The organism is Streptomyces nanshensis (genome assembly GCF_001751255.1).
Lineage (GTDB): Bacteria > Actinomycetota > Actinomycetes > Streptomycetales > Streptomycetaceae > Streptomyces > Streptomyces nanshensis_A.
Window position 1 is genome coordinate 1 of record NZ_LJGW01000573.1, and the last position, 1,736, is coordinate 1,736.

The following is a 1,736-nucleotide window of genomic DNA, read 5'->3' on the forward strand; positions in this document are numbered from 1 at the left end:
CGGCCGGAGCCGGCGGGCCCCGGTGAGCACGTAGCTGACACCGGCACCGCGTGAGCCGCCGGGTGAGCCGCCGGGTGAGCCGCAGCCTCGCGCGGTCGTCCGTCCCATGACCGCCCTCGTCCCCGTTCCCCTCCCGCGATCGTCGGGGTGTGACCCCCGTCGTGCCCCAACTCCCGTTCCCCGTCCGTACGTCGACAAGGAAGAGCCGTGCGCCATCTCAGTGCCGAGATACTCGCGGCCGGTCCGGAGCCCGTGGATCCCATCAGCTCCGCCGGCAGTCTTCAGCTCGGGCTCGCAGCCCTGGCCGGTATCGCCGTCATCGTCCTCCTCATCACCCGCTTCAAGGTCCATGCGTTCCTGGCGCTGACCCTGGGCACGCTCGTGCTCGGTGCCGTGGCCGCCGCTCCGCTGGACAAGACCGTCGAGAGCTTCTCCACGGGCCTGGGCGACACCGTCTCCGGCGTGGGCGTGCTCATCGCGCTGGGCGCGATGCTCGGCAAGCTGCTCGCCGACTCCGGCGGCGCCGACGAGATCGTCGACACGATCCTCGCCAGGACCGGCGACCGCGCCATGCCGTGGGCGATGGCGCTGATCGCGGGCATCATCGGGCTGCCGCTGTTCTTCGAGGTCGGCCTCGTGCTGATGATCCCGGTGCTGCTGCTCGTCGCCCGGCGCGGCAACTACTCCCTGATCCGGATCGGCATTCCCGCCCTCGCGGGCCTGTCCGTCATGCACGGCCTGGTGCCGCCGCACCCCGGACCGCTCGCCGCGATCGACTCCGTGCACGCCAACCTCGGTGTGACGCTGGCCTTCGGCGTGCTGGTGGGCATCCCGACGCTCGTCGTCTCCGGGCCGCTCTTCGCCCGCTTCGCCGCGCGCTGGGTGGACGTACAGCCGCCGGAGGGGATCGTTCCGGAGCGTGCGTCGAAGGATCTGGAGCGCCGTCCGAAGTTCGCGGTCACCGTGGCGACCGTCCTGCTTCCCGTCGTGCTGATGCTCGCCAAGGCGCTGGCCGACATCGTCGTGGACGACGCGGAGAACCCCGTACAGCGTGTACTGGACGTCGTGGGCTCGCCGTTGATCGCGCTGCTCGCGGCGGTGGTCGTCGCGATGTTCACGCTGGGCAGGGCGGCGGGCTTCACCAAGGGGCGGATCACCGAGACCGTCGAGAAGTCGCTGATGCCGATCGCCGGGATCCTGCTGATCGTCGCCGCGGGCGGCGGCTTCAAGCAGACGCTCGTCGACGTCGGCGTCGGCGAGATGATCCTCGACCTGTCCAAGAGCTGGTCCGTCCCGGCGCTGCTGCTGGGCTGGCTGATCGCGGTCCTCATCCGGCTGGCGACCGGTTCCGCGACGGTGGCGACGATCTCGGCCGCCGGACTCGTCGCGCCGCTCGCCGCCGACATGAACACCGCGCAGGCGGCGCTGCTGGTGCTGGCCGTCGGCGCGGGCTCCCTCTTCTTCAGCCACGTCAACGACGCGGGCTTCTGGATGGTGAAGGAGTACTTCGGGATGAGCGTCGGACAGACGCTCAAGACCTGGTCGGTGATGGAGACGCTGATCTCCGTCGTGGCGCTGGTCTTCCTGCTGCTGCTCTGGCTCGTCGTCTAGGGCGCGTCCGTCCCCGGCTCGCGCGGCCGGCGGCCCCGCCACCCCGAGTGGACGGTTCCGCCGGCCGCCCTCGTGCGGCGGTCCGCCGTCGGCTCAGCCCAGCGCCGCGCGCTTGAGGGCCCGTA

1 protein-coding gene is annotated in these 1,736 nt (G+C 71.3%); it reads left to right on the forward strand.

Annotated features, from left to right (window positions below):
• Positions 1 to 207: 207 nt before the first annotated feature.
• Complete coding sequence (locus AN218_RS29830; protein ID WP_070020176.1) at positions 208 to 1,611, forward strand: GntP family permease; 1,404 nt, start codon at positions 208 to 210, stop codon at positions 1,609 to 1,611.
• Positions 1,612 to 1,736 lie beyond the last annotated feature (125 nt).